This window comes from Kocuria sp., from assembly GCF_030530945.1.
Taxonomy (GTDB): Bacteria; Actinomycetota; Actinomycetes; order Actinomycetales; family Micrococcaceae; genus Kocuria.
In genome coordinates, this window is the sequence record NZ_JAUMTZ010000009.1 from 1 (window position 1) to 26,930 (window position 26,930).

Below are 26,930 nucleotides of genomic sequence, written 5' to 3' on the forward strand. Positions count from 1 at the left end.
AGCCTCCTGACCCGCTGCGCCTCTGACCCGGCGTGCCTCCGGCGCTGCGCGCCTCAGCCCTGCTCCCCCCCGGTGCCACCCGTCGGGTCGGACCCGGTCGGGGGAACCTCTCAGTCCCGCGCGGGCTCCGCGCGCTCCTGGGCGAGGACGTCCGGGGTGGCGTCCTCGGCGCGCGCGGTGACGAGCACCGCACCCCCTGCCACCACGGTTCCCAGCAGCCGCAGCAGCTCGGTGTCCTCCCAGCCGTCGGCCAGGGGCAGGTGGACGATCCCCGGGGTCGCCCCGGGCGCGGCCGCCGCGGCAGCGGCCAGCAGGTTCCCGTGCGTGGTCCCCGAGCCCAGCGCCACGTCCTCGGGCTCCGGCGTCTCGAAGCCCGAGTAGACGTCGGGCATGCCCCGCACCTCGTCGCAGAAGTCCACCTCGCCCTCGGCCACCGGCTCGGCGCACGCGAAGGCCAGGGCGGCGGCGGCCACGGTGAGCGTGAGCTGCGCGGCGGCGTCGTGGTCCGGTGCGGTCTCCAGCTGCGCGTGGACCACGGCGTCCGGCTCGGGGTGGTGCGTGAACTCCACGCGGGCACCCACCCGCAGTGCGGCAAGGGCGATGACCACCAGACGCCAGTGCGGCACGGGGGAGACGGTGACCAGGTCCGAGGCGGTGACGTCCAGCTCGTCCACGAGCAGTCCCGCGGTCTTCTCCACCCAGTTGACCAGCACGCGCCCGGAGAGCTCCACGCGCTCCGCGCCGCTGCGCCACACGAGGGCGGGGGTGGGGCGCTGGGCCAGGGCCGCCAGGGCCTGCGCGAGGTCTCTCGGTGTGCGTCCCACGCGGAAACTCCTTAGGGTAAGTGAGGGGACCCCGGGACCGCGGACGACGCGCCGGGGCACCCGGGAGCCCCAGGATACTCGGCTTGACTCCCCACGACTTACACGCGTGTAATTAGGGGGTCCACCCGGCTCGCGGAGCATGGATCCGCTCGCGGTTCGCGCCCTCCCGGCCGGGACAACCGGGCTGGTTGAGGGCACCGAGACAGCAGCACGCGTGGACGGAAGGACTGACATGGGAGAGGCCGCACGCCGCCGGATCGACGGTCGCGAGGACTCGGAGCCCGAAGCGGACGGTGGAGCCGTTCCCGTGGACTGGTTCGTGGACCCCGTGGACCAGGCCCGCGGTGCGGCCGGGGTCACCACGCTGGACGACCTCGCCTCCGCCTTCCTGGCCGCCCACCCCGAGGTCGCCGGTGACGTGCTGCTGCGCTCCGACCGGCCGCGGCGCCGCGAGCCCGAACCCCCCGTCCAGACCCCCCAGAACCTCTCCGGGACCGAGCCCCACGACGCCCAGGGCGTGGACGCCTCCGTGTGGCAGGCAGTGGCCGGACTGTACTCCGTCAGCGAGGGAGATGCCGAGGGGGAGCTCGCGTGGCAGACCGACGCCCTGTGCGCCCAGACGGACCCCGAGGCGTTCTTCCCCGAGAAGGGCGGCTCCACCCGGGACGCCAAGCGGGTGTGCGAGGCGTGCCCGGTGAGCGGGCAGTGCCTGGACTACGCCATGACCAACGACGAGAAGTTCGGCATCTGGGGCGGGCTCTCCGAACGTGAGCGGCGCCGGCTGCGCCGCCGGGGACGCTGAGCCCCGTGTCACCCGCCGCGACGGGCCGTGCCTGCTCCAAGCAGACCTGCAACAGGGATGCGGTCTGCACCCTGACCTATGTCTACGCCGACTCCACCGCGGTGATCGGCCCGCTCTCCGCGCGCCGGGAGCCCCACGCCTACGACCTGTGCCCGGTCCACGCGGACACCCTCACCGCCCCGCGCGGGTGGCGGGTGGTGCGCCTGGAGTCCGCGGCGGACTGGGAGGGCTCCGGGGACGCCCCCGGCGCGGCCCACCCGGCGGGGGACCCCACGGCAGGGGACGCTGCCGAGAGCCTGCACGGGACGCCCTCCGGGACCGCCCACGGGGTCCGCGTGCTGCGCGACGTCTCCTACCGCGGCCCCCGCGACTCCGACCGCGCGCCCGGCACGGACCGCCCCGCCGCCACGCCGGACCGCACCGTCCCCGCGCCCTCCCGGCACGTTCCCTCCCGGGACACGGCTCCCCGAGGAGACGCGGCCCCCGTGGCGGACGCGCCGTCGGAGCAGGACACCCCGCGCGCCGTCGAGCGCGTCACCGGCAGCGAGTATCCTGGACCGACGCGTTCAATTGCGAACGCAAATACGCAGTCGGAGCCGCTCCCGCGTTCCGTACCGCTCCCGGACGAGCTGCGCACGCCCCACTGGCGCCGCCCGTGAGTACCGGGGCCGGAGGGGACGCGGTCGGCTGACCACCCCCACCACGAGGTTCCCATGACGCCTTCGCTGCCCTCCCGCCCATCCGCCGCGCCGCCCCGCTCCGTGAGCCGGTCCCGCGCCGCCCTGACGTCCCTGGGCCTCGTGGCCGTGCTGGGCCTGACCGCCTGCGGCTCCGGGGGCGACGACGCCGCCCCGGGCGCCTCGGGCTCCCCGGTCGCCACCTCGGGTGACGGCACCACCGCCGCACCGGCGGCCACCGTGAGGCCCGCCGCGGACGCCACCGCGGTGAACCCGGCGGATCCGGTGGTGGTCCACGCGGACACCGGCACCCTCTCGGACGTCACGGTCACCGCCACCGGCTCCGGCGAGACGGTCGCGGGCGAGCTGGGTGAGGGCGACCGCGAGTGGCGGACCACCGCGCCCCTGGAGTTCGAGCAGACCTACACCGTGGCCTACACCGCCCACAACGGGGACCAGCAGCGCTCCGGGAAGAGCACCTTCACCACGGTGGACGCCGCCCACGAGGCGGACGTGGCCCTGAACGTGAAGGACGGGCAGACCTACGGCGTGTGGCAGGTGGTGGAGTTCAACTTCTCCGAACCCGTCACCAACAGGGACGCCGTGGAGAAGGCCATCACCGTGGACGGCGCCCACGAGAAGGGGCAGTTCCGGTGGTACTCGGACACCAAGCTGCGCTTCCGCCCGGAGAAGACCTGGACGCCCAACTCCACCGTGAAGGTCAGCGCCAACATCCTGGGCACGGACCTGGGCAACGGGATGATCGGCAACGGGGACAAGACCGTGACGTTCAAGACCGGCCCCGAGCAGCGCGCCTACGTGGACAACAACACCAAGACCCTGGTGGCCTACGTCGACGGCAAGCAGACCGGGAGCTGGCCCGTGACCCTGGGCGACCCCGAGTGGCCCTCCACCACGGGCAAGAAGGTCATCCTGGAGCAGGCGGCCTCCTACTCCTTCAACGCCTCCTCGCTGCACCTGCAGCCCGGGGACTCGCACTACTACCCGCCCTTCAACGCCTCGAACGTGTCCCGGCTGACCTGGAGCGGGGAGTTCGTGCACCAGGCGCTGCCCTCGGCGTGGCCGTACCTGGGCGTGGCCAACATCTCCCACGGCTGCGTGGGCATGCCCCCGGAGGGCGCCTCCTACATCTTCGACACGTTCCGCCCCGGTGACATGGTGGAGGTGGTCAACACCAACTACCCCCAGCCCAACCCGGACGACGGCTACGGCGACTGGAACATCCCGTACGCGCACTACGCGGACGAGAACTGGCACGGGAACTGGTGACGCCCGCTATGAGCTCCGCCACGGCGGCTCGCAAGCCCCGCCCCACCCCGTTCCAGCGCGTGCTGCAGGTGTTCCTGGCGCTGGCCCTGCCCGTCCTGTGGCTGGGCCTGGCGGTGCGGCTCGTGGCCTCTCCGGCCTTCCTGTGGTTCGAGTACCACCGCCCGGGCTTCCCCGCGGACCGCTGGGGGATGGACCTGGGGGAGCGCATGACGTTCGGCTCCTACGGGCTGGACTACGTCATGAACTTCGCACCGCCCGAGTACCTGGGTGGACTGGTGAGCCCGGAGGGCGGGATGGCCTTCACCCCCGGTGAGGTCTCCCACATGACGGACGTGCAGCACGTGCTGCACGGGGGTCTGCTGCTCGCGGTGGTGCTGCTGGTGCTGAGCATGCTGGCGGGATGGTGGTTGCACCGCCGTGCACCGGGGACCGCCGCCGCCGCGTGGTTCGCGGGGTCGTGGCTCACGGTGGCGCTGCTGGCGGGCGCGGCCGTGGGCGGTCTGCTCGGGTGGGAGCGGTTCTTCACCGCGTTCCACTCGCTGTTCTTCAGCTCCGGCACGTGGACCTTCCGCGTCTCGGACACCCTGATCCGGCTGTACCCCACGCAGTTCTGGGTGGACGCGGCCGTGACGGTGGCCGTGGTCACGCTCGCGGGGGCGCTGCTCACCATGGTCCTCACCCGGCGGCGGGCGCGTCCGCTCAGATCCAGGACGTGAACCACATCCGCCAGCGCCAGTGCTCGTACGGGATGGTCTGGGCGGTCCACACCGGCCAGAAGAACACGGCGAGGGCCACCACCAGCACCAGGAGCACCGCGGTGGCGATCCGCCAGCGCCGGGCCCACACGGGTCCCGTGACGTGCTCGTGCTCCGCCGCGGCCACCGTGCCCGCAGTGGCCCCCGCACGCGGCACCCCCAGTCTTCCGGTGAGCACCCCCACCGCCCCCGCGACCAGCAGCGCCATGGCGGGGAAGTAGGACAGGGCGTAGAAGAAGAACATGGTCCGGTGGGGGTACAGGAACCACGGCAGGTACCCGGCGGCGTAGACGCCCACCAGGGCCCCGAAGCGCCAGTCGCGCCGCACCGCCCACAGCCACACCCCGAACAGCACCGCCAGGACCCCCACCCACCACACGGCGGGGTTGCCCAGGTTGAGGATCGCCTGGCTGCACGAGTCCACGGTGCAGCCGTCCGTGCCCGCGCCGGGGGACTCGTAGTAGTAGGACGTGGGCCGGAGCATGAACGGCCAGGTGGCCGGGCCCGCCATGTAGGTGTGGTGGGCGTCCAGGCCCGTGTGGAACGAGTACGCCGCCACGTGGTACTCCCACAGGGAGCGCAGGGCCGGGGGCAGCCACTGCGGGCCCTCCCCGGGGTTCAGGGCGGCCCAGTTGCGGTCGTAGCCGCTGTCCGTGAGCAGCCAGCCGGACCAGGTGAGCACGTACGTCACGGTGCCCACGCCGAGCAGGGTGACCACGCCCCACGGCGCGTCCTTGAGCACCGCGCCGGTGAACCAGCGCCGCACCCCGGCCACCCGGCGGGCGTTCATGTCCCACAGCACCACGAGGATCCCCAGGGCCGCCACGGAGAACAGGGCGTTCCACTTCACCGCCGCCGCCGCGCCGCACGCGACCCCCGCCGCGATCCGCCACCACCGCACACCCAGCCACGGTCCCAGCGCGGAGCCGTCCATGCGGGCGAGCAGGCGGCGTCGTCCGTCGTCGCGGTCCAGGAGGACGAAGACGAACGCGAGCAGCAGGAAGAACATGAGGAAGACGTCCAGCAGCGCCAGGCGGGACTCCACCAGGTGCAGCCCGTCCAGCGCGGTGAGCAGGGCCGCCACGGTGGCCAGGGACACCGAGCGGAAGAGCAGCCACCCGGCCCACCAGACAACGGCGATGGACAGGGTGCCCACGAGGGCGGCGGAGAAGCGCCAGCCGAACGGGTCGTCCGCGCCGAACAGCCACAGTCCCACCGCGATCAGCCACTTGCCCAGCGGCGGGTGCACCACGAACGCGGGATGGCCCTCGGTGTCCGGGATGGCGCCGGAGACGAAGCCGTCGTCCGCGCCGGTGGGCCACTGCTGCTCCGTGCCGTGCAGCAGCAGCGAGTAGGCGTCCTTGAGGTAGTACGTCTCGTCGAAGACCACGGCGTGCGGGGAGGACAGTCCCACGAAGCGCAGCAGCCCGCCCAGCAGGGTGACGAGTGCCAGGGGCACCCACCAGTACCGCGGCAGCCGCGTGACGGCGGGCAGCAGGCGCTCGCTCAGGGTGCGCGTGGGGTCGTCCGTGGACGGGGGGTCTGCGGGGGAGAGGACTGTGGAGGGCACGGACCCATGGTAGGTGGCGGGCCGGGGAGGGCCCTGGGGGCGACCCGGACGCGCCCCGCACGGCCGGTGCACGGCGCCACCGCGCGTGACCCGGCTGGACGGGGTTCGTAGAGTGGGGAGCGTGAACTCCCAGACTTCCACCCCGTCCCACGGCACCGAGCAGGGCAGCGGTGCCGTGGTGGTCGTGGGCACCCCCATCGGCAACCTCTCGGACGCCTCCCAGCGGCTGAAGGACGTGCTGCGCACCGCGGACGTCCTGGCCGTGGAGGACACCCGCACCCTGCACCGCCTGGCCGCGGGGCTGGGGGTCACCTTCACGGGCCGGGTGCTGACCCACCACGAGCACAACGAGGCCGCCCGCACGGCCGAGCTGCTGGACGAGGTGCGGCGCGGCCGCACCGTGGCGGTGCTCTCCGACGCCGGCATGCCCACGGTCTCCGACCCCGGATTCCCCCTCGTGCGGGCCGCCGCGGAGGCGGATCTCACGGTCACCGTGTTGCCCGGGCCCTCCGCGGTGCTGGCCGCGCTCGCGGTCTCCGGCCTGCCCACGGACCGCTTCACGTTCGAGGGCTTCCTGCCCCGCAAGGCGGGTGAGCGCGCCGCGCACCTCGGTGAGCTCCGGGACGAGCGCCGGACCATGGTCTTCTACGAGTCCCCGCACCGGCTGGCCGAGATGCTCACCGCCCTGCGGGAGGCCCTGGGCGGTGACCGGCGCGCCGCGGTGTGCCGCGAGCTGACCAAGCTCCACGAGGAGGTGCTGCGCGACGACCTCGACGGTCTCGTCGCGTGGGCCACCGGGAACCAGGTGCGCGGGGAGATCGTGGTGGTGGTCCACGGGGCCGCCCCCGCCGCAGCACCCGAGCCCGAGGAGCTCGTCGCGGAGGTCGAGGCCCTCGTGGCCACCCGCGAGATCAAGCTCAAGGCCGCCGCCCGGCAGGTGGCCGGCGAGCGGGGTGTGAGCACCCGCAGGCTCTACGACGCCGTGATCGCCGCCCGCGCGCGGGACTGACAGGTTTCACGCACCCTGCGCCCGGCCCGGTCACCGCGGCCGGGGGACGTCGCCGCCGCCCCGGGCGCTCGGGATGCCCGCCCAGCCGGACGACGCCGCCCGGGTCCCGTCGTGCGCGGAAGAACCCGGGCGGCGTCGTGCGTCCGTCAGCGGTGGGTGTGGCGGCGCAGGGAGGCCGGCCACCACGTGGCGCGCCACTGCTGCCCGCGGGACGCCCGGTGGCGGAACTCGTCCCGCACCCGGGCGAGGTCCTCCGGTGCGGCCCGCGGGTGCCACTGCGCGTCCGGCGCGCCGTAGCTCGCGGTCTCCAGGTCCGAGAGGATCCGCTCCACCGCGGGGTGGGCCGCCGGGATGCCCGCGGAGAGCCTGCGGGCGCGCACCCGGGGCGTGTCGGAGGGCCGGGACGTGGCGCCGTAGTCCTCCGCCAGCGCGCAGAACTCGCCCCACGCGGCGTTCGCGCGGCGCTGGGCGGGCAGCGAGGCGTCCTGCATCGCGCGCACCCTCGCCCCGCGACGCCGCCCGCGCAGCCACCGCGGCAGCGCCGCCAGCAGCAGCACCAGCGCCAGGGCGAGCACACCGGCCACCGCCCACCAGGGGACGGCTGCCGCCGCGTTCCGGTCCTCCGGCGGTGCGGGCTGCCCCGAGGACGGGGACCCCGAGGGCGTGGCCGGGGCCGTGCTGGACGGTTCTGAAGGCGATCCTGAGGGCGAGGTGGAAGGGGTCCCGCTCGCTCCGGCGCTCGGGGAGGCTGTGGCGGAGGCGCCCCCGGATCCGTTCTGCCCGGTGCCGTCCGGCGCGTTCTCCGGCGCGTAGTCCGGGGCGGCCGCGATCCCGGGGGTGGGCTCGAAGCGGACCCAGCCCACCCCCTCGAAGTACAGCTCGGGCCAGGCGTGGGAGTCGCCGGTGCCCACGGGGAAGGACGTGGCACCCTGCGCGTCCGTGCCCGCGGTGGTGGGCAGGTATCCCACCGCCACGCGGGCCGGGATGCCCATCTCGCGCGCCATCAGCGCCATGGCCGGGGCGAAGTGGCCCGAGTAGCCGGCGCGGGTGCTCATGAACTTCTCCAGGGACGCCGCACCGCCGGCGTCGTAGCCCTGCGCGAGTGGGGCGTTGACGTCGTAGTGGAACTCTTTGCGGAGGTGGTTCTGCAGGGCCAGCGCGCGGTCGTAGTCCGTGCGGGCGCCGTCCGTGAAGCGGCGGGCCGCGTCCGCGACGGACTGCGGGCGGTCGGCGGGCAGCTTCAGGTAGGGGGCCAGGGCGTCGTCGGACGCCGCGGACGGTGCCCGGCGCAGCGCGTCCGCCGTGACCTGCGGGGTGGTGGAGGTGACGGTGTAGCTCGCCCCGGACATTCCCGCCGCCGCGCTGTGGACGGAGAGGTCGTGCGGGTCGAAGCCCCAGCCGTCGTCGCCCAGCCCGGCCACCGCGCTCGGGGCGTAGGGGGCCGGCAGCCAGTGCTCGGTGTAGTCGTCGAACGTGACCTTGGAGGTGACCTCCGTGCCGTGGGGGACGGCGGCGTGCGCGGCGTCGGCGAGCCGGGAGAGGTCCCCGTCCAGGTCCTGGGTGTCCGGGAACCACTCGTCCTGCGAGAAGTCGGAGAGCGTGAGCAGGCGCATGTACTGGGCGTGGCCGTCCGAGGTGGTGTAGCTGAAGCGGCGGGTGTGGTCTGCCGAGCGCAGGTCCTGGCCCACCGCCCGCAGGGGGCCCACCCCGGAGGCGCGCGGCGCGGTGAGCGAGCTGCCCTGCGGGAACGCGCCGTTGTAGAAGCCGGGGATCACGGAGGGGACCAGCAGCACCACCGCGAGCACCCCGGCGAGCACCACCAGCGCCCGGGGAACGCCCCCGGGTGCGGGTGCGGTGCGCCGGTCCCGGGTGGCACCCCAGACACGGGAGCCCGCGAGCAGCCCCAGGGCCGCGAGCGACGCCGCCGCCAGACCCACCGCGGACACGCTGCCCGGCAGGGTGAGGGCGGGCACGAGCAGCAGTGCGAGCACGCCCAGGCACGCCAGCCCGGCCAGCCGCAGGCCCACCAGCACCGTCTCCATGAAGACCGTGACCAGGCCCACCAGGGCGCACAGCACGAACGCGAGACCGGGGTCCCGGCCGTACGGTGCGGCGTTGCTGCCCACGAAGTCCGCGGAGGCGCGCCACAGCTCGGCGGCCGCGGTGAAGGTCCCGCTGGTGGGGACGAAGCCCAGCAGCGCGGAGCCGTGCAGGTGCACCACGGTCAGCGCGAGCAGCAGGGCCGCGAGCCCGAGGACGGTGACCAGCGCGGACGGCAGCCGCAGCCACCGGGCCGCGCTCGTCACGAGCAGCACGGTGACCACGGTGGCGGCCACGGGCGGCAGCCACCACAGCCCGCTCAGCGCGCTCCCCAGGCCCACGCAGCCCAGGGCGGTCGCCGCGAGCAGGAGCAGGCTCAGGGGCAGCACGCGCGGACGGGGCAGCACCCGGCCACGCCGTGCGGGGGCGGTGCCCGCCGCCGGCGGAGCGGTCGTGGCGCGCGGCTCGGCGGGTGCGGTGCCCGCGGAACGCGTCTCGGGCCCGGAGGAGCTCGTGCCTCCCGGGGCCGACGCTGCGGTGGCCCCGGTGCTCCCCACGGGAGCACCCGCGTCGGACGAGGACGTCCCGGAAGGGGTGATGCGGGGGTCGGACGACCGGGAGTCGGGCACGCCGGAACCGGGCGCCTCGGAGCCGCGGTCCCACGGGGAGCGGCGGGGGGATTCGGGGGAGCTCATGCGGTGGTCCTCCGTCGTGTGCGGCCCATGACGTCGTCCATGCTCAGCTGGGGGGTTCCGGGTTCGGGGGGCGGCGGGGCCATGAGGGAGCCGCCGGTGGTGACGGCCAGCCACGCGGCGTCCACGTCCGTCCAGCGGCTCACGAGCACCACGGACCAGCCCGCGGCGTCGAAGACATCCGCGGCCTCCGGGCGCGCGAGCGGGGCGTGGACCACCATCACCACGGCGCAGGAAGCGCTGCCCGTGAAGGTCTGCACGTACCGGCGCGCCGCCGCCGCGGGGAGCGCGCCGGTGAGCAGCAGCACGGGGTGGAAGAGCCCCTCCCGCTCCAGGCGGGCGGTCAGCGGGTCGGAGGCCACCTCCGGCTCGGGCCGCGCGGTCAGCGCCACCCGGGCGAGCCCGTGGACCACCTCGGTGGCTGCGGCGTCCCCCACCGCGGTGTCCCGCAGCTCCGCGGGCTCGGCGTCCCCGCGGGGGAGCGCGCGGCCCTGGTCGTCCAGCGCGTACACCACGGTCTCGCGGCGCGTGAGGTGCTCCACCACGGACACGGCGGCACCCACCGCCCACTCGAACTCGTGGGTCGAGGCCAGCACGCCGGCCCACACCCGCTCCCCGGGCCAGTGCTGGTCCACGCCGTCCAGCACCAGCACGGTGCGCCGCGTGCTGCGCGGGTCCTCCTGGCGCACCATGAGGCGGTCGTGCCGGGCCGACGCCGCCCAGTGCACCCGTCGCATGGGGTCGCCGTGGCGGTACTCGCGGGTGGACACGTTGTCAGGACCCGGCTGGGGCTGGGCTCGGCGGGAGGGGTCCCGGCCGCTCTCCCGGTGCAGGACCACCGGCTGCTCGGTGAGCTCCTGCGGGTCGGGAGCCACGTGCAGGGACGTGTGCTCGGCCACGTCCAGCAGCTCCGTGACCACCCCGAACGGGTCGCTCACGCGCACCGTGGCGGGACCCAGCTCGTGGATCCCCCGACGCCGCGGGCGCACCGTGTACGTGACCGGCACCCCCGAGACGGGCACCGAGACGTCCTGGTCCCGTCCCAGCAGCGGGTCCACCGTCTCGTGCACGTCCACCGCGGCGCGCTCGGCGCTCGTGGCACCGGCTGGACGGGAGCGCCCGAAGGCCGGGCGGCGCCGCACGCGCAGCGCCACCTGGGCGGCGTCGCCGAGGGGCACCAGCGGCGGGTCCACGGAGCGCTTGAGGAGCACGCGCGGGGTGACCAGCCACATGGCCAGCGCGGAGAGCAGCGGGACCGCGCCCAGGAACAGGGACAGCGCGAGCACGTCCTTGCGCCCGAGCCACGTGGCCGCGGCCAGGGACAGCACCGCGGCCGCGAGGAAGCACCAGCCGCGCACCGTGAACCGGGCGCGGGAGTCCACCCGCGCCGTGGGAGCGGGGGCCCTCATCGGGACTGGGGGGCGTCTTCGGTGGGGACCCGGACGTCGTCGAGCACGGTGCGCACGATGTCCTGGGCGCTGTCCGCGCCCGAGCGCCGCTCCAGGATGAGGCGGTGGGCGAGCACGGGGACGGCGACGTCCTTCACGTCGTCGGGGAGAACGTGGTCCCGGCCCGCCAGGGCCGCCTGCGCGCGGGCGGTGGCCTGCAGCTGCAGTGCGGCGCGAGGGCTCGCGCCCAGGCGCAGGTGGGGGTGGGTGCGCGTGGCGCGGCACAGGGCCACGATGTAGCGCCGCACCGCCCCGGAGACGTGCAGCGTGGCCACGTGGCGCACGAGGGCGGCGGCCTGCTGGACGTCCAGCACCGGCTCCAGGCCAGTGAGCGGGGAGCCGGAGCCGTGCTCGGCGAGCATGGCCACCTCCGCGTCCGCGTCCGGGTAGCCCATGGAGATCCGGGCCGTGAACCGGTCCCGCTGCGCCTCCGGCAGGGGGAACGTGCCGTCCATCTCCACGGGGTTCTGCGTGGCGACCACCATGAAGGGGGTGGGCAGCCGGCGGGTGGTGCCGTCCGCGGTGACCTGGCCCTCCGCCATGGCCTCCAGCAGCGCGGACTGGGTCTTCGCGGAGGCGCGGTTGATCTCGTCGCCGATCACGACGTTCGCGAACACCGGGCCCGGCTTGAACTCGAACTCCCGGCGGGCCTGGTCGAACACGGAGACGCCCGTGATGTCCGTGGGCAGCAGGTCCGGGGTGAACTGGATGCGGTTCACGGACCCGCCGATCGCCCCCGCCAGCGTGCGCGCCAGCATGGTCTTGCCCACGCCGGGGACGTCCTCCACCAGCAGGTGGCCACCGGCCAGCAGGACCGTCAGCGCGGTGCGGGTCTCGGCGGGTTTGCCGTCGATGACCGCGTTCATGCGATCCAGGACGGCCTTCGTGCGGGCGGCGAACTGCTCCATCATTCCTCGTCTCACGGGCAGGGGGGGTGGGGGTGCTGCTCACCATGTTCTCAGGAAACCCGGGGCGGACGTGCATCGACGGGCCGGTGGCCGGGTGCGCGTGCTCCGGCGTGCTTCCGCGGGGCCGGGCGGGCGGCGTCGTCGCCTATCGTGGGGGCGTGATCGAGACACCCCTGAGCGAGTCCCTGTGGAACCCCGGCGAGCGCCCCGAGCCTGTGGTCGGTGAGACCCCCGCGGCCTACCGCCCGGAGGAGTACGCGCTCGCGGCCGATGCCCCGAACGGCGAGGGCACCGAGCGGCGGGCCGCCACGGACGTCCACGGCCAGAGGCGCAACCTGGTGTTCCCGCCCCTGCCCGAGCCGCTGCCCTCCCCGGTGGTGGACAACCACACCCACCTGGACATGCAGGACGGGCTGGTGCGGGTCTCCGTGGCGGACGCGGTGGCCACGGCGGCGGACGCCTCGGTGACGGGGCTCGTGCAGGCGGGGTGCGACGTCGAGTCCTCGCGCTTCGCCGTGGCGGCCGCCCAGGCCGTCCCCGGGGTGCTCGCGGCCGTGGCGCTGCACCCCAACGAGGCGCCGGTGCTCGCGGCCGCCGGGCAGCTCGACGACGCCCTGGCGGCCATCGCCGCGCTCGCCGGGGAGGACCGCGTGCGTGCGGTGGGCGAGACCGGCATGGACCGGGTCCAGACGCCCGAGGAGGGGCTCGCCGCGCAGGAGGAGTCCTTCCGCGCCCACATCCGCATGGCCGAGGAGCACGGGCTGGCCATGCAGATCCACGACCGCGAGGCCCACGAGGACGTGCTGCGCATCCTGCGGGACGAGGGGGCGCCGGAACGCACCGTGTTCCACTGCTTCTCCGGGGACCCGGAGCTGGCGCGGGTGTGCAACGAGAACGGCTGGTACATGTCCTTCGCGGGCACCGTGACGTTCAAGAACGCCAAGGCCCTGCAGGAGGCGCTGCGGGTTGCGGACCCGGCGCTGGTGCTGTGCGAGACGGACGCCCCGTTCCTCACGCCCCACCCGTTCCGGGGCCGGCCCAACGCCCCCTACATGGTGAACCACACGGTCCGGGCCATGGCCGGGATCCTGGACACGGACCTGGACGTGCTGTGCCGGCGGATCAGGGAGAACTCGCGGGCGGTGTACGGGGAGTTCTGAGGGGGTGCTCCGCGTCCGGCCGGGGTCCCGCCGCCGTCCCCGTAGGATTGTCCGGTGACCGAGCACAGCACGGCCGGACCGCTCCTGGGCCCCGCGGAGATCCGCGACCTCGCCCAGACCGCGGGGATCCGCCCCACCAAGACCCTGGGCCAGAACTTCGTGATCGACCCCAACACCATCCGCCGCATCGTGGCGGAGGCGCGGCTGTCCCCGGAGGAGCACGTCCTGGAGGTGGGCCCCGGTCTGGGGTCGCTCACGCTGGGACTGCTGGCGGCGGCGTCGTCCGTCACGGCCGTGGAGATCGACCCGCCCCTGGCACGGCAGCTGCCGGAGACCGTGGCGCGCTTCTTCCCCGACGCCGTGTCCCGGCTTCGCGTGGTGGAGGGCGACGCCGCCCGCGTGCGCGAGCTTCCCGAGGGCACCGCGCCCACGGCACTGGTGGCGAACCTGCCCTACAACGTGGCGGTGCCCGTGCTGCTGAACATCCTGGAGGCCTTCCCCACCATCCGCCACGGCCTGGTGATGGTGCAGGAGGAGGTCGCGGACCGTCTGGCCGCAGGCCCCGGCTCGCGCGTGTACGGGGTGCCGTCCGTGAAGGCCTCGTGGTACGCGTCGGTGGGCAAGGCCGGGGTGATCGGCAAGAACGTGTTCTGGCCCGCCCCCAAGATCGCGTCCGGGCTGGTGCGCTTCGAGCGGCGGGAGCCGCCGGTTCCGGAAAGCCTGCGGCTGCCCACCTTCGCCGTGGTGGACGCCGCGTTCGCGCAGCGGCGCAAGACCCTGCGGGCGGCCTTGAGCGGCTGGGCCGGTTCCGGGGCGCGTGCCGAGGTGATCCTGCGGGCGGCCGGGATCGACCCGGCCCAGCGCGGGGAGAAGCTGGCCGTCGCGGACTTCGCACGCATCGCGGAGGCGGCCAACGCCGTGGCGGCGGATCCCGCCCCGGAGGACCCGGACCCCGCCGGGAGCCGGCCGTGAGCCACACCCTGGAGAGGGTCACCGCGAGCGCCCCGGCCAAGACCAACCTGGTGCTGCACGTGGGCACCCCCACCCCGGACGGGTACCACCCGCTCGAGACCCTGTTCCTGGCGGTGGACCTGCGGGAGACCGTGGCCGTCTCCGCGGGACGGCCCGGGTCCGGGACCACCGTCACGGTGGAGCCGGCCCCCGGCAGCGGGTACGCCCGGATGGTCGAGTCGGGGGCCGCCCGGCTCGCAGACATCCCCCTGGACGCCACGAACCTCGCGGTGCGCGCCGCCCGTGCGGTGTGCGAGGCCCGGGGGGTTGCCGCCGCGGACCTGGCACTGCGCATCGGCAAGGCCGTTCCGGTGGCCGGGGGCATGGGTGGCGGCTCCGCGGATGCCGCCGCGGCCCTCGTGGCGGTGGACGCGCTGCTGGCGCGGGAGTCGGGCACGGCGGCGTCGTCCGCGGCGGAGCTCGCACGGCTCGGGGCGGGCCTCGGCGCGGACGTGCCGTTCATGCTCCTGGGCGGCGCGGCGATCGGGCGCGGGACCGGCACGGAGCTGGAGCCCGTGGCCGCGGCCGACGCGCTGCACCTGGTCTTCGTGCCCCAGGACCGGGGACTGTCCACCCCCGCGGTCTACCGCGCGTGGGACACCGCGCACAAGGTCGGTCTCCCAGGTGCCGATGCGCACGGGGTCGAGGCGGACGCCGACGACGCCACCTTCGGGGCGCAGTCCGTCGGCACCGCCGCGGGGCCGGACCCGGTGCCCGCTGGGGCACTCGCGGCGCTCGCCGCCGGTGACCCGCACGCCCTGGCGACCCGGATTCGCAACGACCTCCAGGCACCCGCCGTGGAACTGCTGCCCGCGCTGAGGGCCGTGCTCGCGCTGGGGACGTCGCGCGGTGCGCTGTCAGGGTGGGTCTCCGGCTCGGGGCCCACGGTGTGCTTCCTCGCGGACTCGGCGGACGCGGCCGCGCGCCTGGCCGCGGAGCTGACGGGGGAGGGCCACCACGCCCTGGCCGTCACCGGGCCGGTGCCCGGTGCGCGGGTGGAGACGGACGGCTGCACCCGCGGCGGGGACCGGGCCTAGAGTGGGATGCACCACCGCATCCACCAGGAGGCTGACATGTCCGTCGTGAAGATCAACGCCATCGAGGTGCCCGAGGGCTCGGGCCACGAGCTGGAGGCCCGCTTCGCCGCGCGCAGGCACGCGGTGGACGGCGAACCCGGCTTCGAGGGGTTCCAGCTGCTGCGGCCCACGGCGGGGGAGACCCGCTACTTCGTGGTGACCACGTGGGCCACCCAGGAGGACTTCGAGGCGTGGCGGGACGGCAACGCCAAGGCCGCCCACGCGAGCGCCCCCGGCGCCGCCCGCAAGCCCGTGGCCACCGGCGCGTCCCTGCTGGAGTTCGAGGTCGTGGACCTCGACGCCCAGGACTGACCGGACGCCCACCCCGCCCCAACCGAGCAGGACCATCCCAGCCAAGGAGCACACCATGAGCGACACCGTCGCAGGGATCACCGTCCCGAACACCACCCTGACCCGTGACATCACCGAGTACGTGCGGGACACCGAGGACGACCTGCTGTACCACCACTCGCGCCGCGTGTTCTTCTTCGGGGCACTGATCGGGCAGGCGCAGGAGCTGAGCGTGGACCACGAGCTGCTCTACGCGGGCGCCATGTTCCACGACCGCGGTCTCACCGAGGACCACAAGGACTCCACCCTGCGCTTCGAGGTGGACGGCGCCAACGAGGTCTTCGAGTTCCTCATGGAGCGCGGGACCTCGCGGGAGCGTGCGCACAGCGCGTGGCTCGGGATCGCCCTGCACACCACACCGGGGATCCCCGAGTTCATGGCACCCGAGGTCGCCCTCGTGAGCGCCGGTGTGGAGACGGACGTGCTGGGGATGCACTTCGACGAGGTGTCCGAGGCGCAGCGCCGTGCGGTGGTGGCGGCCCACCCCCGTCCGGACTTCAAGAACCGGATCCTCACGGCGTTCCACCACGGGATGGCGCACCGTCCGGGCTCCACGTTCGGGACCATGAACGCGGACGTGCTGGAGCACTTCGAGCCCGGGTTCGAGCGGGACGACTTCGTGGAGATCATCCGGGGCAACGGCTGGAGCGAGTGAGTCCCTGGCCCTGAGCGCGGCCCCGTCCGGATCCTCTTCGGACGGGGCCGTGCCCGTGCCGCGTGCAGAAGCGTTATGAGAATGGTTATCATGTAGCCCCGAGTGGCGGGAACGGTCCCGTCCACCCAGCACGCAGGAGGCACCCATGGACTCGGTCGACGTCGTGGCGGTGGTGGGCGCCTGCCCGCCCGAGCGCTCGCACTTCGCGCGCGAGGTCGCGCGCCGCACCCGCCGGATGCTCATCCCCGCACAGCGCCTCGCCCTCGCTGCGGACCCCGTCGCGGAGGCGCTGGGCCTGGTCCCGTGGTGCACCCGTCCCGCGGGTGCGCTGGTGGAGTTCCCCGAGCACACGGACGTCACCGAGCTCATCGGCGCCACCGCTGGCGCCGGGTCCGGGGCCGTGCTCACCGGGGTGGTGTGCGTGGTGGACGCCGCGCACCTGCTCCAGGACCTGCAGCGCGAGGACTGTGTGCTCCGCCCCGCCGGCCCGCCCGCCTGGTGGCGCCACACCGCGCGGGCCCTGCTGAACGTGCTGGGCGTGGAGTTCGCCTCCGTGGTGGTGCTGGTGAACTGGGAGGTGGTGGACACCCCGCAGCTGTCCACCACCATGTCCCTGCTCAGCCACCTCGCCCCCCGTGCCCGGGTCCAGCTGCACCGTGGTGGCGCGGACACGTGGGTTGCGGCCGCACTCGCGGGCGGCACCCCCTACGACGTCGCCCAGGAGCGCGCCGGGTGGGTCACCCTGCTCAACGGCGAGCACGACCCCCACATGACGGACCCCCGGGTGTGCGCCGTGCGCCACGAGAACGTCCGCCCCCTGCACCCCGGCAGGCTCGCCCGGCTGCTGGATCACCGGATCGAGACGGGCGAGTTCGGCACGGTGCTGCGCTCGGCGGGCTTCTGCCGCCTGGCCACGCGCCCGCACGTCACCGCGCGCTGGGACCACGTGGGCCGGATGATCTCGTTCTCGCCGCTCGCCCGGGACGAGGACACGGGGCAGGGGGACGAGCTGCTGGCCCTCGGACAGGACCTGGGGATCATCGGCCTGGACCTGGATGCCCCGGCACTGAGTGCCGCGCTCGACGACGCCGCCCTGACGGACGACGAGTTCGCCGCCGGTCCCGCGGCGTGGTCGCGGTTCCCGGACCCCTTCCCGGCGTGGCCCACGGTGGCGGACCGCACGGACTGAGTCCGGCCGCTACTGCTCCAGCGCCTCGCCGAGCTCGAGCCAGCGCAGCTCCAGCTCGTCCACCTGGTCCTGCAGCTCGGACTTCTGCGCCGCGAGCTTGCCGAGTCCCTCGAAGTCCGAGGGGTCGGCGGCGGCCATGGTGGTGTCCAGGTCCTCGACCTCGCGCTGGAGCTTCTGCAGCTTGCGCTCCACCGCGCCGAGCTCCTTCTGGGCCGCGCGCGCCTCGGCGCCGCCGAGTGCGGGGCGGGACGCGGCGGCGTCGCCCGCGGGGGAGGAGGCCGAGGTGCCGGCCGCGCCGGAGGAGGCGGTGCCACCGGACAGCGGGTTGGACGCGCCGGTGGAGCCGGCGGCCGAGCCCGACGCGGAGGACGCCGAGAGCTTCAGGTACTCCTCCACGCCGCCGGGCAGGTGCCGGAAGCGGCCGTCCACCACCGCGTACTGCTGGTCCGTGACGCGCTCCAGCAGGTAGCGGTCGTGGGAGACCACCAGCAGCGTGCCGGGCCAGGTGTCCAGGAGGTCCTCCATGGCGGCGAGCATGTCCGTGTCGAGGTCGTTGGAGGGCTCGTCCAGGATCAGCACGTTGGGCTCGTCCAGCAGGATCAGCAGCAGCTGCAGGCGCCGCTTCTGCCCGCCGGAGAGGTCCTTCACCGGGGTCTTCAGCTGCGCGGAGCTGAAGCCGAGCCGTTCGAGCAGCTGGGTGGGCGTCATCTCCCTGCCGTCCGTGACGTAGGAGGTCTTCTTCCGGGCCACCACGTCCGAGACGCGCTCGTCCGCGACGTCCGCGAGCTCGGCCAGCTGCTGCGTGAGGGTGGCGATCTTCACGGTCTTCCCGCGCTTGACCCGCCCGGAGGTGGGCTGCACGTCCCCGGTGACCAGGCCCAGCAGGGTGGACTTCCCGGCGCCGTTGACGCCCAGGATGCCCGTGCGCTCGCCGGGGGCGATCAGCCAGGTGACATCCCGCAGCACCGGGGTGTCCCCGGGGTGGGCCGGGTCCGTGGAGGGGAAGCTCACGGAGACGTCCTCCAGGTCCACCACGTCCTTGCCCAGGCGGGAGACCGCCATGCGGGACAGGGACACCGAGTCCCGGGGCGGGGGGACGTCCTCGATCAGGGTGTTGGCGGCGTCGATGCGGAACTTGGGCTTGGACGTGCGCGCCGGTGCGCCGCGGCGCAGCCACGCGAGCTCCTTGCGCATGAGGTTCTGCCGCTTCTGCTCCACCACGGCGGCCTGGCGGTCCCGCTCCACGCGCTGCAGCACGTACGCGGCGTACCCGCCCTCGAAGGGCTCGACCGTGCGGTCGTGGACCTCCCACGTGTCGGTGCACACCGCGTCCAGGAACCAGCGGTCGTGGGTGACCACGGCCAGCGCGCCGGAGGTGCGCGACCACCGCGAGTTCAGGTGCTTCGCGAGCCACGTGATGCCGTCCACGTCCAGGTGGTTGGTGGGCTCGTCCAGGAAGACCACGTCCCAGTCCCCGGTGAGCAGCGCGGCGAGTGCCACCCGGCGGCGCTGCCCGCCCGAGAGCTGGCCCACGGGGGTGTCCCAGTCCACGTCCGAGACCAGTCCCTCCACCACGTCCCGCACCTTCGGGTCCGCGGCCCACACGTGGTCGGGGACGTCCCCCACCACGGCGTGGCCCACGGTCTGCTCCGGGTCCAGGGTGTCCGCCTGGTCCAGCATGCCCACCGTGGTTCCCGAGCGGACGGTCACGCGCCCCGAGTCCGGGCGGATCCGTCCCGCGAGCAGGCGCATCAGGGTGGACTTGCCGTCCCCGTTGCGGCCCACGATGCCGATCCTGTCGCCCTCGTTGATCCCCACCGTCACCGCGTCGAACACGGTCTTGGTGGGGTACTCCAGGTGCAGGTTTTCTCCGCCGATCAGATGAGCCACCCGCCAAGGATACAAGCGTGCGTGGACCCGGGCGGGCGGCGTCGTCCCCGGGTGCGGGGCACCACGACGCCGCCTGGCCGGCACCGCGGCACCGTCGCGTGCCTCGCCTGCCGGCGAAGCGCCGGCCGACGGCGCGCGGGGATCCCGCGGGGCGTGGGAGACTGGCCGGTATGCAGGAGACAGGTGCGCAGCCGCAGGGCGCGGGAACCGTGCTGGACGAACCCCAGGACCTGGCCACGGCCGTGGCCCGCGTGCGTGAGCACCCGGGGCCGGTGGAGATCACCGTGAGCGCGGACCGCCCGCTGGGCTCCCACATGGGCACGCAGGTGCGGCGCCAGGCGGGCCGGGCGTTGCGCGAGGCGGGTGCCGGACCGCTGCTGCTGCGCGCACCGGTGGCCGTGGACGAGGACATCCCCGACGAGGGCGTGATCGCCGCCGTGGACGACGCCCTCGAGCTGTGCCGCGGAGTGGGGGCGGAGCTGCTCGTCCTGGCGCTGGGCGGTGTCTCCCACCGGGGGCGGCAGCGGCAGCGGCTGTACTCCATGCTCGCCGCGCTCGCGGAGGCAGCCTCCCACCACGGCGTGCGCCTGGCGGTGCAGAACGCCACCGCGGTGGAGGAGGTGTCCATGCTGCTGTCCCTGCTGGACCGCGAGCACGAGCAGGGGACCCTGGACGTGACCTCCCCGGCCGTGACCACCGTGGCGTGGGACGTGGCTCGCTCCCGCGCCGCAGGCCAGTCCGACGACGCCGCGTGGCGCTGCGTGCGGCGCCTCGCCACCCGAGCCCCGGTGGTGGTCCGGGGCCTCGACGAGCGCACCGCGGCAGAGCTCGAACGCACCCTCGACGGCTGGGCGGAGGACCTCTCCGAGGGGCGTCTCACGGCCGTGCTGAGCCGCTGATCCCAGGTGCTACAGTGATTTTTCGCGCGCCCACGGCCGCGCGTCCCAGTTGGCGCCCACGGGTGGCAACGCTCCGCCATGGTGTAATTGGCAGCACACCGGCCTTTGGAGCCGTGAGTCTAGGTTCGAGTCCTAGTGGCGGAACGCACGACACATCGAGGCGCAGATGGCCACCACCGCCTCACGAGCACCCAGAGGAGTCTGGCCCGTGAGCACCGTCGACACCGCCGCACCCGGGGAGAGCCCCGCCGCGATCATCGTCCTGGCAGCGGGCAAAGGCACCCGCATGAAGTCCCGGACGCCCAAGATCCTGCACGAGATCGGCGGGCGCTCCATGCTCGCCCACGCGCTGAAGGTCGCGGGGGAGCTGCAGCCGCAGCGCATCGTGGCCGTGATCCGCCACCAGCGCGACCTCGTGGCCGAGCACATCGCCCGGGTGGCGCCCGAGGTCCTCACCGCGGACCAGTCGGACGTCCCCGGTACCGGCTCCGCCGTGGACGCGGGTCTCGCGGTGCTCGACGCCGCCGCGCCCGTCACCGGCACCGTCCTGGTGACCTACGGGGACGTCCCCCTGCTCACCGCGGACACCCTGCGCGCCTTCGTGGCCCACCACACCGGGCATGGCAACGCCGTCACGGTGCTCACCGCGGACCACCCCGAGCCGGGCAAGTACGGCCGGATCCTGCGGGACGAGCAGGGCCGGTTCACGGAGATCAAGGAGTTCAAGGACGCCACCGAGCCCGAGCGCGCGGTCACCGAGGTCAACTCCGGGATCTTCGCGTTCGACGCCGGCGTGCTGCGCGAGGCCCTGTCCCGGGTGGACACGGACAACGCCCAGGCCGAGAAGTACCTCACGGACGTGCCCCGCCTGGCCCGGGAGGCCGGCCACCGCGTGGACGCCCTGAAGATGGCGGACTACATGGAGCTTGAGGGCGCCAACGACCGCGTCCAGCTCGCCGCCCTGGGCCGCTACCTCAACCAGCGCACGGTGGAGGCCCACATGCGCAACGGGGTGGGCGTGGTGGATCCCGCCACCACCTGGATCGACGACACCGTGGAGCTCGCGGCGGACTCCACCGTGCTGCCCAACACCCAGCTGCACGGACGTACCCGGGTGGCCCAGGACGCCGTCGTGGGCCCGGACACCACCCTCACGGACGTGACCGTTGGTGCGGGCGCCACCGTGGTGCGCACCCACGGCAGCGAGTCCGAGGTGGGCGCCGGGGCCAGCGTGGGCCCCTTCGCGTACCTCCGCCCGGGCACGGTGCTCGGGGAGGACGGGAAGATCGGCACGTTCGTGGAGACCAAGAAGTCCACGATCGGGCGCGGCTCCAAGGTCCCGCACCTGTCCTACGTGGGGGACGCCACCATCGGTGAGAACTCCAACATCGGCGCCGCCTCGGTGTTCGTGAACTACGACGGCGTGAACAAGCACCACACCACCGTGGGGGACCACGTGCGCATGGGCTCCGACAACATGTACGTGGCCCCGGTGACCGTGGGCGACGGCGCCTACTCCGGGGCCGGGACCACGGTGCGCAAGGACGTCCCCGCCGGGGCGCTCGTGCTCACCGAGGGCAGGCAGGTCATCGTGGAGGGGTGGGTGCAGCAGCACCGGCCCGGCACGGCCGCGGCCCGCGCGGCGGAGGCCGCCCAAGAACCTGAGCGCGGCACCGGCGCCTGAACCCGGGCGCGGCACGCGAGCAGCAACCCCAAGCACGTCAGAGAAAGCGAGTTCACATGACCGGCATCACCAACACGGGTTCGAACCGGATGGTTCTGCTCTCGGGCAGGGCGCACCCCGAACTCGCGCAGAACATCGCCCGTGAGCTGGGCACCGAGCTGGTTCCCACCGACGCCTACGACTTCGCCAATGGCGAGACCTACGTGCGCTTCGGGGAGTCCGTGCGCGGCGCGGACGCGTTCCTGATCCAGTCCCACCCCGCACCCATCAACCAGTGGCTCATGGAGCAGCTGATCATGCTGGACTCCCTGAAGCGGGCCTCCGCCAAGTCCATCACCGTGGTCAGCCCGTTCTACCCCTACGCCCGCCAGGACAAGAAGCACCGCGGCCGTGAGCCCATCTCCGCCCGCCTCATCGCGGACCTGTACAAGACCGCAGGGGCGGACCGGATCATGTCCGTGGACCTGCACACGGCGCAGATCCAGGGCTTCTTCGACGGCCCCGTGGACCACCTCATGGCCATCCCGCTGCTCAGCGACTACGTCCGCTCCGTGGTGGACGTGGACAACGTGACCGTGGTGTCCCCGGACACCGGGCGCGTGCGCGTGGCCGAGCAGTGGGCCGAGCGCCTGGGCGGAGCGCCCCTGGCGTTCGTGCACAAGACCCGCGACATCACCGTGCCCAACCAGGCCGTCTCCAAGGAGGTCGTGGGCAACATCCAGGGCCGCACGTGCGTGCTGATCGACGACATGATCGACACCGGCGGGACCATCACCGGCGCCGTGCAGGTGCTCAAGGACCAGGGCGCCACGAACGTGATCATCGCCGCGACCCACGCCGTGTTCTCCGGGCCCGCCGTGGAGCGGCTGGCCACGTGCGGCGCGGACGAGGTGGTCGTGACCGACACCCTGCCGGTGCCCGACGAGAACCTGTTCGAGAACCTCACGGTCCTCTCGATCGCCCCGCTGATCGCCCGCGCCATCCAGGAGGTCTTCGAGGACGGCTCGGTCACGAGCCTGTTCAACGGCCGCTCCTGAGACGAGGCTCCCTCCGGAGCTGCACCGCAGGGGGACCCCTCCTGGGGCGTGGTGCTGCGGGGACACCCCGGAGCACTGAGCTGAGGGGGGCACACCACTCACGGCAACGGGCCGCCCGCGTCGCAGGACGCGGGCGGCCCGTTGCCGTCCTCCCCGTGGCGCGTCGGCGCGTCACGGGGAGGACGGCCGGTGGGTCACCCGCGCACCACGCGCACGGCCCCCGTGGTGGTGTTGTAGCCGATCATGTAGCCCTTGGAGAACTGCTGCCGGATCTCGTTGCCGGAGCGGTACTCGTCCGTGGTGGGAAAGCCCATGCCGCGCTCCTGGCCGCCCTGGGCCCACCGCTTGCCGATGGCTCCCTGCTCCTTGATGGCGTGTGCGCCCGTGCCGGAGGTCCACATGACCTTGGTGGTGCGCCCGTTCGTGGGTCGGAAGACCTGGTAGGCGCCGCCGGTGATCGTGCGCTCCTCGGTGCTGGGGAATCCGTAGCCGTACTCGCTGCCTGCGCCCAGGAACTTCTGGCCGATGGCGCCACGGTTGGCCAGCATGTGTCCGCCGGTGCTGGGGTGCCAGTAGGCAGTGGAGAGCACCCCGGCCCGGGAGAACTGCTGGTACCGGCCTCCGTACCCTGCCGCGCGCTCGCCGCTCACGGGGCTGCCCCAGCGGGCCTCCCCGCCGGTGGCACGGTACACGGTGCCGATGCCGCCGGAGACCGTGTAGCCGTTGGGTCGCCCGCCCAGGGGGTTGTAGTTCGCGGAGGACGCCAGGGACTGGAACTGCGCCCAGGAGCCCGCGTACACGTTGGAGTCGCCGGAGAACGGACCGTTGTCCGAGAACTGCCACAGGTCGTAGCCGGTCCACCCGTTGGGCATCCAGGTGGGGGTCACCGTGCTGTAGGACGCCAGGTGCAGGGGCTGGTTGTTGAACTGCGAGGTGTTGCCCGTGCACGTGGACCACCAGTCGGTGGTCGTGTAGATCGCGGGCAGGCGCCCGGTGCGCTCCTTGTACCGGTCCGAGAAGGATCTGATCCACGCGTTCATCTGCGCGGCGGACATGTTGTAGCAGGTGTCGCCCAGGGAGGCGTACGGGTTGTACTCGATGTCCAGCAGGCCGGGCAGGGTGCGCCCGTCCGCGGACCACCCGCCGCCGCTGTTGACGAAGAAGTCCGCCTGCTCGGCACCCGTGGTCTGGCTCGGCAGGGCGAAGTGGTAGGCCCCGCGGTTCATGCCCACGGCGTAGGAGCCGGTGTACTGGTCGTTGAACGCCTCCGAGCGGTAGCCGATGCCCTCGGTGGCCTTGACGTACGCGAAGCGCGCGCCGTTCGCGTACTCCGCGCTCCAGTTGACGGCGGCCTGCCAGCCGGAGACGTCCATGCCGGCGATGCCCGCGGGCCGCCACGTGCCCGCGCGGATCACGAGGGACATCGAGCCCGCGGGCCCCACGCCGTTCGGGGCGGCGGCCTGTGCGGACGCGCTCTCCGAGGACCCGGGGGTGGCCTTTCCGGACGCGGTGCCCGACGGCGCCGGGCTGGGTGAGGCGGCGTCGTCGCCCAGGACGGTGGACTCGACCTTCGCGAGCTCCTTCTCCGAGGCGGCGGAGAGCTTGGTGGTCTCCGCCATGGACTTCATCTTCTGGCCCATGGTGGCGCCGGGGTTCTTGTCGCCGGTCCTGGGAGGAGCGGCCGGGAGCTCGGGATCCTCCGCGACGGTGGCGAGCTCCTTCGTCTCCACGGAGACCACGTCGCCCTTGCGGGGATTGAGGTTCTGGTGCGGGTCGTCGCTCGCCACGGCGGGGAGGAAGGTGGTGAACGCCAGCACGGCCGCGGTCACGGCGGCGGGCAGCACTGTCTTTCGGGGGGAGGTCATACGGGGAGCCTTACTGCGTTGGGGGGAACAGACCGCTCCGTACGGGGGAAGGGAAGCAGCCTGGGGGGACGCACTGGAAAGTGTAGGTGTTCGCGGCGAATTTCAGGGGTTTGTTCCCGTGCTGACGTGGATCTCCGTTCAATTTCCGAAAGAAAACGATTTGATATCGCGGCACCGCGCAGCACCTCCACCAGGGGAGAGGGGCGCCTGGGAGGGAGCCCGGGGCCATAGCTGGGGGGTGCGACGGGAGGGGGGCGGGCTGGAGAAGGCCCGGACTGGAGGGGCACGAACGGAACGGGCCGCGCACCTCACGATGAGGTGCGCGGCCCGTGGGAGAGCGCTGTGCGGCGGCTCAGTAGGCACCGTCGGAGGCGAACACCGCGCGGACGGTGCGCAGCATGATCACCAGGTCCTGCACGGGGGACCAGTTCTCCACGTAGTAGAGGTCCAGGCGCACGGTCTGGTTCCAGTCCAGGTCGGAGCGCCCCGACACCTGCCACAGCCCCGTGATCCCCGGGCGCACCCGGAGCCTGCGGTAGACGTGCTGCTCGTACTTGTCCACCTCGCTGGCCAGCGGCGGGCGCGGACCCACGAGGGACATGGTGCCGTTGAGCACGTTGATGAACTGGGGCAGCTCGTCCAGGCTGTAGCGGCGCATCCACTTGCCGGGCCGGGTCACGCGGGGGTCGTCCTTCATCTTGAACAGCACCCCGCCCTCCGACTCGTTGGTGGCCGCGAGGGCGGCCTTGCGCTCCTCCGCGTCCACGTACATGGAGCGGAACTTGAGCATCCTGAACCGGGTGCCGTCGATGCCCACCCGTTCCTGCGCGAAGAGGGCGGGGCCGCCGTCGTGCGCCTTGACCAGGACGGCGAGGACCAGCATCACGGGGGAGAGCAGGATCAGCGCGGTGAGCGAGCCCACGATGTCGATGACCCGCTTGACGAGCTTCTTGGCCCACGTGAACCGCGGCGTGGCCACGTGGATCAGGGGCAGCCCGGCCAGCTGCTGCGTGTGGATGCGCGGCCCGGCCACGTCCGTGAGCCCGGTGTTCATCACGAGCCGGATCCGCTCGTCCGCGAGTGCCCAGCCCAGGTGCCGGATCTCCGTGGTGGTCAGCGGCACGGAGGCGGCCAGCACGAGGGTCTCCACGTCGTGCTCCCGGCACGCCCGGAGGATGTCCTGCACGCTGGGCCGCTCCTGGGCCGCCAGGGCGTTGACGGGCAGCTCCACGGACTCCAGGGTCTGCGGAAGCCTGTGGTGGGAGGTGGGCATGTACACGGCCACGGGGTCGAAGCCCGCGTCCGGCCGGCTCTGCAGCTCACCCACGAGCTCCACCGCACCGGGGAAGCGGCCCACCACCATGGTGCGGGACATGTTCTGCCCGTTCGCGCGGCGTCGCATGAGCTGCCGCCGCGCCCACATTCGCCCCACGAGCAGGGCCACGGTTCCCAGGGGCAGCGCGAAGAGGATGTAGCCGCGGGCGGTGGGCACGTTCAGTGCGTAGGAGACGATGGCGATCGCCGCGAACAGCGTGAGCGACGCGGTGACCAGCTGCTTGGCCTCCTCCGTGCCGTTGCCGATCAGCCGCACCTCGCGGGTGCCGCGCAGCTCGAGCCAGCTCCACCACAGGACAGCGAGCAGCAGGCCCACGAGCCAGTACGGCACGGGCAGGTTCTCCAGGTGCAGCAGCCCCTCCAGCCACCCGAAGCGCAGGGCCTGGGCGATGGTCAGGGCCACGAGCAGCGAGAGTGCGTCGTAGGCGCGCAGCTCCCGCTGGTAGCTGCGCCGCCACGAGGCGTGGTGGTGTGTGTGAGTGGCCTGCTTGAACACGGTCGACGAACCTTCCCCCAAAAAACCGTTCGACGCGGAACGCCCCACGCGCCCGCTCGGGTGCGGTGGACCGAGTCAGAGGCGGTCCCGCACCACGGTGTTCATCTCCCCCGAGATTCACGCCCGCTGAGACCCCAAGATACCTCCTCACCTGCGGCAATCCTGTCGAAATGCATGATTTGGTACCAATCTGGGGACACGTCCCGGCCGCCGCGGGCGCCTCCCGTGGTCCGGTTGGGGGTCACCTGTCACCCGGTTCGTGGCCCG

Annotated in this window: 22 protein-coding genes and 1 tRNA gene; 15 read left to right on the plus strand and 8 right to left on the minus strand. The window is 73.4% G+C overall.

The window, feature by feature from the left end; genetic code table 11:
• Nucleotides 1-110: 110 nt before the first annotated feature.
• Complete coding sequence (locus Q4A22_RS08775; protein ID WP_303178672.1) at nt 111-824, minus strand: TIGR03089 family protein; 714 nt, start codon at nt 822-824, stop codon at nt 111-113.
• 232 nt (nt 825-1,056) lie between these two features.
• Here Q4A22_RS08775 and Q4A22_RS08780 point away from each other — a divergent pair, with 232 nt between their 5' ends.
• The 4 genes from Q4A22_RS08780 to Q4A22_RS08795 are packed head-to-tail and all read left to right on the plus strand — an operon-like array spanning nt 1,057 to nt 4,309.
• Complete coding sequence (locus Q4A22_RS08780) at nt 1,057-1,626, plus strand: WhiB family transcriptional regulator (protein WP_303178673.1); 570 nt, start codon at nt 1,057-1,059, stop codon at nt 1,624-1,626.
• A 5-nt stretch (nt 1,627-1,631) separates the two neighbouring features.
• Nucleotides 1,632-2,285 carry a DUF3499 family protein gene (locus Q4A22_RS11850; RefSeq protein WP_368410627.1) on the plus strand — a complete coding sequence of 218 codons (654 nt, stop codon included), beginning with the start codon at nt 1,632-1,634 and terminating at the stop codon, nt 2,283-2,285.
• 54 nt (nt 2,286-2,339) lie between these two features.
• On the plus strand, nt 2,340-3,593 hold the full coding sequence (locus Q4A22_RS08790) for an Ig-like domain-containing protein (protein WP_303178675.1): 1,254 nt from the start codon (nt 2,340-2,342) through the stop codon (nt 3,591-3,593).
• Nucleotides 3,594-3,601: 8 nt separating this feature from the next.
• Nucleotides 3,602-4,309, plus strand: a complete 708-nt coding sequence (locus Q4A22_RS08795) for a TIGR01906 family membrane protein (protein WP_303178676.1) — start codon at nt 3,602-3,604, stop codon at nt 4,307-4,309.
• Here the strand turns inward: Q4A22_RS08795 and Q4A22_RS08800 are convergent.
• Complete coding sequence (locus Q4A22_RS08800; RefSeq protein ID WP_303178678.1) at nt 4,293-5,918, minus strand: dolichyl-phosphate-mannose--protein mannosyltransferase; 1,626 nt, start codon at nt 5,916-5,918, stop codon at nt 4,293-4,295. The genes Q4A22_RS08795 and Q4A22_RS08800 overlap by 17 nt on opposite strands.
• Before the next feature lie 121 nt (nt 5,919-6,039).
• Here Q4A22_RS08800 and rsmI point away from each other — a divergent pair, with 121 nt between their 5' ends.
• Nucleotides 6,040-6,927 (plus strand): 16S rRNA (cytidine(1402)-2'-O)-methyltransferase, encoded by an 888-nt coding sequence (gene rsmI, locus Q4A22_RS08805; protein ID WP_303178679.1) that lies wholly within the window; start codon nt 6,040-6,042, stop codon nt 6,925-6,927.
• 146 nt (nt 6,928-7,073) lie between these two features.
• Here rsmI and Q4A22_RS08810 read toward each other — a convergent pair whose 3' ends face one another.
• From Q4A22_RS08810 to Q4A22_RS08820, 3 genes are read right to left on the minus strand one after another with little or no spacing between them, the layout of a single operon-like run.
• Nucleotides 7,074-9,662, minus strand: a complete 2,589-nt coding sequence (locus Q4A22_RS08810; RefSeq protein ID WP_303178680.1) for a DUF3488 and transglutaminase-like domain-containing protein — start codon at nt 9,660-9,662, stop codon at nt 7,074-7,076.
• Nucleotides 9,659-11,068: a DUF58 domain-containing protein gene (locus Q4A22_RS08815; protein WP_303178682.1), complete on the minus strand. Its 1,410-nt coding sequence runs from the start codon at nt 11,066-11,068 to the stop codon at nt 9,659-9,661. Before Q4A22_RS08815 ends, Q4A22_RS08810 begins: the two co-directional genes overlap by 4 nt.
• On the minus strand, nt 11,065-12,015 hold the full coding sequence (locus Q4A22_RS08820; protein WP_303178796.1) for a MoxR family ATPase: 951 nt from the start codon (nt 12,013-12,015) through the stop codon (nt 11,065-11,067). Before Q4A22_RS08820 ends, Q4A22_RS08815 begins: the two co-directional genes overlap by 4 nt.
• Before the next feature lie 158 nt (nt 12,016-12,173).
• Here Q4A22_RS08820 and Q4A22_RS08825 point away from each other — a divergent pair, with 158 nt between their 5' ends.
• The 6 genes from Q4A22_RS08825 to Q4A22_RS08850 all read left to right on the plus strand — a co-directional run bounded on the left by Q4A22_RS08825 (nt 12,174) and on the right by Q4A22_RS08850 (nt 17,457).
• Nucleotides 12,174-13,175 (plus strand): TatD family hydrolase, encoded by a 1,002-nt coding sequence (locus Q4A22_RS08825; protein WP_303178683.1) that lies wholly within the window; start codon nt 12,174-12,176, stop codon nt 13,173-13,175.
• A 54-nt stretch (nt 13,176-13,229) separates the two neighbouring features.
• Nucleotides 13,230-14,147: a 16S rRNA (adenine(1518)-N(6)/adenine(1519)-N(6))-dimethyltransferase RsmA gene (gene rsmA, locus Q4A22_RS08830; RefSeq protein WP_303178685.1), complete on the plus strand. Its 918-nt coding sequence runs from the start codon at nt 13,230-13,232 to the stop codon at nt 14,145-14,147.
• On the plus strand, nt 14,144-15,223 hold the full coding sequence (locus tag Q4A22_RS08835) for a 4-(cytidine 5'-diphospho)-2-C-methyl-D-erythritol kinase (RefSeq protein WP_303178687.1): 1,080 nt from the start codon (nt 14,144-14,146) through the stop codon (nt 15,221-15,223). Before rsmA ends, Q4A22_RS08835 begins: the two co-directional genes overlap by 4 nt.
• 36 nt (nt 15,224-15,259) lie before the next feature.
• The gene (locus Q4A22_RS08840; RefSeq protein ID WP_303178690.1) at nt 15,260-15,574 is read left to right on the plus strand and encodes an antibiotic biosynthesis monooxygenase; all 315 of its coding nucleotides are present in this window, start codon (nt 15,260-15,262) and stop codon (nt 15,572-15,574) included.
• Between the two features lie 55 nt (nt 15,575-15,629).
• Nucleotides 15,630-16,268 carry a diguanylate cyclase gene (locus tag Q4A22_RS08845; RefSeq protein ID WP_303178691.1) on the plus strand — a complete coding sequence of 213 codons (639 nt, stop codon included), beginning with the start codon at nt 15,630-15,632 and terminating at the stop codon, nt 16,266-16,268.
• 145 nt (nt 16,269-16,413) lie between these two features.
• A complete protein-coding gene (locus tag Q4A22_RS08850) occupies nt 16,414-17,457 on the plus strand; it encodes a GTP-binding protein (protein ID WP_303178692.1) in 1,044 nt (347 codons plus the stop codon).
• Nucleotides 17,458-17,466: 9 nt separating this feature from the next.
• On the opposite strand, the gene Q4A22_RS08855 is transcribed toward Q4A22_RS08850, so the two are convergent.
• Nucleotides 17,467-19,347 (minus strand): ABC-F family ATP-binding cassette domain-containing protein, encoded by a 1,881-nt coding sequence (locus Q4A22_RS08855; protein ID WP_303178694.1) that lies wholly within the window; start codon nt 19,345-19,347, stop codon nt 17,467-17,469.
• A gap of 170 nt (nt 19,348-19,517) precedes the next feature.
• Between Q4A22_RS08855 and Q4A22_RS08860 the strand changes: the two genes are divergently transcribed.
• From Q4A22_RS08860 to Q4A22_RS08875, 4 genes are all read left to right on the plus strand, one after another.
• Nucleotides 19,518-20,246 carry a hypothetical protein gene (locus tag Q4A22_RS08860; RefSeq protein ID WP_303178695.1) on the plus strand — a complete coding sequence of 243 codons (729 nt, stop codon included), beginning with the start codon at nt 19,518-19,520 and terminating at the stop codon, nt 20,244-20,246.
• Between the two features lie 72 nt (nt 20,247-20,318).
• Nucleotides 20,319-20,390 (plus strand) — tRNA-Gln (locus tag Q4A22_RS08865).
• A 64-nt stretch (nt 20,391-20,454) separates the two neighbouring features.
• A complete protein-coding gene (gene glmU, locus Q4A22_RS08870; RefSeq protein WP_303178696.1) occupies nt 20,455-21,930 on the plus strand; it encodes a bifunctional UDP-N-acetylglucosamine diphosphorylase/glucosamine-1-phosphate N-acetyltransferase GlmU in 1,476 nt (491 codons plus the stop codon).
• A gap of 56 nt (nt 21,931-21,986) precedes the next feature.
• The gene (locus tag Q4A22_RS08875) at nt 21,987-22,967 is read left to right on the plus strand and encodes a ribose-phosphate diphosphokinase (protein ID WP_303178698.1); all 981 of its coding nucleotides are present in this window, start codon (nt 21,987-21,989) and stop codon (nt 22,965-22,967) included.
• 194 nt (nt 22,968-23,161) lie between these two features.
• Here the strand turns inward: Q4A22_RS08875 and Q4A22_RS08880 are convergent, their stop codons facing one another.
• Complete coding sequence (locus tag Q4A22_RS08880) at nt 23,162-24,832, minus strand: GH25 family lysozyme (protein ID WP_303178699.1); 1,671 nt, start codon at nt 24,830-24,832, stop codon at nt 23,162-23,164.
• Nucleotides 24,833-25,184: 352 nt separating this feature from the next.
• Entirely contained in the window at nt 25,185-26,663 is a 1,479-nt protein-coding gene (locus Q4A22_RS08885) for a sugar transferase (protein ID WP_303178701.1), read from the minus strand.
• Nucleotides 26,664-26,930: the final 267 nt, after the last annotated feature.